Source organism: Nocardiopsis lucentensis DSM 44048 (assembly GCF_000341125.1).
In the GTDB taxonomy this organism is placed as follows: Bacteria; Actinomycetota; Actinomycetes; order Streptosporangiales; family Streptosporangiaceae; genus Nocardiopsis; species Nocardiopsis lucentensis.
Window position 1 is genome coordinate 1 of record NZ_ANBC01000625.1, and the last position, 3703, is coordinate 3703.

The 3703-nt window shown below is 72.0% G+C and carries 2 protein-coding genes and 1 pseudogene; 1 reads left to right on the forward strand and 2 read right to left on the reverse strand.

Annotated elements, in window-relative coordinates:
- Positions 1-5: 5 nt before the first annotated feature.
- Both D471_RS0122445 and D471_RS0122450 read right to left on the reverse strand, forming a co-directional pair.
- The gene (locus D471_RS0122445) at positions 6-1310 is read right to left on the reverse strand and encodes an MFS transporter (protein WP_017600704.1); all 1305 of its coding nucleotides are present in this window, start codon (positions 1308-1310) and stop codon (positions 6-8) included.
- 141 nt (positions 1311-1451) lie between these two features.
- The gene (locus D471_RS0122450; protein WP_017600705.1) at positions 1452-2531 is read right to left on the reverse strand and encodes an inositol-3-phosphate synthase; all 1080 of its coding nucleotides are present in this window, start codon (positions 2529-2531) and stop codon (positions 1452-1454) included.
- 793 nt (positions 2532-3324) lie between these two features.
- On the opposite strand from D471_RS0122450, the pseudogene D471_RS41360 reads away from it, so the two are divergent.
- Positions 3325-3703, forward strand: a pseudogene (locus D471_RS41360) (hypothetical protein); the annotation flags it as partial.

Here is a 3703-nt window from a genome sequence, read left to right on the forward strand (position 1 = left end):
CTCCCTCAGGCGGCCCGCCTCGACGCCTCGTCCTCCTCGGGCGCGGCGGTCCACCGCGCCCGGGCCGCCCAGGCGGCGGCCATCGCCAGATACACGGCGGCGACGCCGGACACCACGGGGACGCTCACCCCCGACGGCGGCACCAGCCCGGCGGTGAGCGCGGCGCCCAGGACGAACGTCGCGTTGAACAGCACGTCGTAGACGGAGAATACCCGGCCCCGGTACGCGTCGTCGACATGTCGCTGAACCAACGTGTCGACCGTGACCTTCACCCCCTGGGAGACCAGCCCCAGGACGAACGCCGCCACGGGGAACAGGGCGGGGGAGAACGGGAGGCCGAAGGTCACCAAGGCCACGGCCGCGACCGCCAGCAGCAGCGCGATCCACGCGCTCGGGCTCATCCGCGCGGTCGCCCACGGGGTGGCCACCGCCCCCAGGAAGAACCCCACCGCCGACAGCCCCATCGCCACGGAGAAGCCCGCGAGCCCCGCGACACCGCCCGCGGTGAACGTGTTGTTGTACAGCAGCAGCGTGATCAGCGTGGCGACACCGAACAGGACCCGGTGGCCGCCGATCGTCAACAGGCCGTCCCTGGGCGCGGGGCGGTGCCACACGTGCCGGAGCCCGTCGACCATCCCGCGCACCACGTTGGCGACGGCCGCCCGCACGGCCTCCGGTTCGCGCTCCAGGTGGGGGCCCAGCTCCCGGTACTCGAGGGTGAGCGACACCCCGGCCGCGCCGACGAAGCCCAGCGCGGCGGCGAACAGGATCAGCCCGGTGCCCAACGCCGCCTCACCGCCGACCAGGCCGATCGCGGCGCCCGTCCCCGCGCCCAGGAAGCTCGCGACGGTCCCGCTCGTCGGGGTGACCGCGTTGGCCATCATCAGCTTGTCCCGGGGCACCACGTACGGCAGACCGGCGGAGAGCCCGGACAGGAAGAAGCGGTTGACGCTCAGCACCAGGAGCGCGGCGACGAAGAACGCGGGCCCCTCGCCGTCCGACACCAGCACGGCCGTCAGCGCGGCGAGGGCCGCCTTGGCCAGGGAGGACAGGAGCAGGACCTGACGGCGCGGCCACCGGTCGATGAGGACGCCCGCGAACGGGGCGACCACGGAGAAGGGGAGGAGCAGGACCGCGAAGGCGGCCGCGACGGCGCCCGCGCTCGTGTGCTGCTCGGGGGTGAAGAAGACGAACCCCGCCAGCCCGGCCTGGTAGACCCCGTCGGAGAACTGCGAGACCAGACGGGTGCCGAACAGCCGACGGAACCTCGGTCCCCGCAGGACCACGCGTAGATCGCCGAAGAAGGACACGCGTTCAGAGTAGGTTCTGTGTCCGGGGGCGGTGACCCCAGGGGGTCGCCGTTCGGGCGCCCGGACACGGGCCGGAGAGAGGCGGCGGGCCCACGACGAGCACCGCCGGCCCGGGGCCCTGGGACCCCGGGCACACACGGGTCAGCCCTCGTCGTCACCCGTGATGAAGCGCTCGACCGCGTCGTGCGCCTCGCTGTCGCTGTACTGCACGGGCGGGGACTTCATGAAGTAGGAGGACGGCTCCAGGATGGGGCCGCCGATCCCGCGGTCCTTGGCGATCTTCGCGGCGCGGACCGCGTCGATGATGATGCCCGCGGAGTTCGGGGAGTCCCAGACCTCCAGCTTGTACTCCAGGTTCAGCGGGACGTCGCCGAACGCGCGGCCCTCCAGACGGATGTAGGCCCACTTGCGGTCGTCCAGCCACGGCACGTGGTCCGACGGGCCGATGTGCACGGCGCCGGCGTTGAGCTCGTGCGGGATCTGGGAGGTGACGGACTGGGTCTTGGAGACCTTCTTCGACTCCAGGCGCTCGCGCTCCAACATGTTCTTGAAGTCCATGTTGCCGCCGAAGTTGAGCTGGTAGGTCCGGTCGACGATGACGCCGCGGTCCTCGAACAGCTTGGACAGCACGCGGTGGGTGATGGTCGCGCCGATCTGCGACTTGATGTCGTCGCCGATGATCGGAACGCCCGCCTCGGTGAACTTCTCCGCCCACTCGGGGTCGGAGGCGATGAACACCGGCAGGGCGTTGACGAAGGCCACGCCCGCGTCGATCGCGCACTGGGCGTAGAACTTGTCGGCCTCCTCCGAGCCCACCGGGAGGTAGGACACCAGCACGTCGGCCTTGCTGGCCTTGAGCGCCGCGACCACGTCCACGGCGTCCTCGGGGGACTCCTGGACCATCTCGCGGTAGTACTTGCCGAGCCCGTCGTAGGTCGGGCCGCGCATGACGGTCACGCCGGTCGGCGGGACGTCGCAGATCTTGATCGTGTTGTTCTCGCTGGCCACGATGGCGTCGGCCAGGTCGTGACCGACCTTCTTGGCGTCCACGTCGAAGGCCGCGACGAACTCGATGTCGCGGACGTGGTACGGGCCGAACTGGACGTGCATCAGGCCGGGCACCCGGGACTCCGGGTTGGCGTCCTTGTAGTAGTGCACGCCTTGGACGAGCGACGCCGCACAGTTGCCGACGCCCACGACGGCTACACGTACCGAACCCATTGGTCCTTGCTCCTTCTTCTCCGCGAACATGGATTCCACAGCGCACGACGGCGGAACCGCCCCGACCGTGGCCGGGGACCGTCGTCCCGCGTCCGTTATCCGTATGTGGTCAGCAGCGCACGTGGCGGTTCTGTTCCCGTGCACGGCACGCGGGCCCGGGGAGAACATGCATATCTGGCTGGTTTGTTCAGCAATGACTCTATCCTCGCCCGTCGGCGGAACCGCATGTCATCCAGGTGACACGCGGGGGCGCGTGCCGTCGCCCTCCTGATCACGCCGGTGTCCGGGCGGCGGTCCGCGCGCAATCTCACACGCGGCCGGCGCGTCCGCGCGCCCCCGCTCCCGAACCGGTCGTTCGGTGGAGTCGGCCCCCGGCGTTCCCGTCCGTTCCGTCGAGCGCGTTACCCTCACGCGTGGGTTGTGCTATACCGTTCCATCGCTCTAACGTGACCTGTGATTTGCGTGCGCGGCCAGTAGCACCCCGGACGCCGTCCCCGCCGCGGCGGCGTCCCGCCGGAGTAGGGCACCGGCACGGGGTTCAGCCCACGCAGGCCAACGATCAGGAGGAAGCAGCGGCCAACGTCTTCGCGACCTGTTGAAAACCCGCGTGCGCGTTCAGGCGTCCTTCCGACAAGCCTTCGACGGCGGGCGCATTCGCGGATCCGGCTGACACGAGCCGACCGCGCCGGTCACCGCGGACAGGTCGCGGACCACTGATCCCCCAGGGGGACCGCCCCCCGTTCCACCCAGGAATCGTCAGGCCGACCGGCCGTGAGAGGCAATCGAGGACCACGTGAGTACCGAACGACGACGGAATGCCGATGGCGGCCGTCGCAGGGCCGAGGGCCCGGGCGACGGTCCACGAGGCGGTGGACGGCGCAGGGCGGACGGCCCTCCCCCGGGAGGGCGCGCGGGCGGACGTCGGCGGCCCGACGACGAGGGCGGCTTCTTCGGAGACGCCCCCGCCGAGCGGCCCCGGCGGCCCCGGCCCCAGCCCGACGCGGCGCGCGCGGGGGGCGACCCCCGCAGGCGCCCCGACGCCCAGCGCCGACGCCCGCCGGAGGGCGGCGAGCGGCCCCGGCGCAGGCCCCCGGAGGACGGGGACCGTCCGCGCCGCCGCCCCGAGGGCGAGCGGCCCCGTCGCCGTCCGGAGGGAGCGGCGGGCGCGGGGG

Excerpts from the sequence above, each read along its gene's own strand:
- D471_RS0122450 (WP_017600705.1), bottom strand. The coding sequence starts at position 2,531 with ATGGGTTCGGTACGTGTAGCCGTCGTGGGCGTCGGCAACTGTGCGGCG.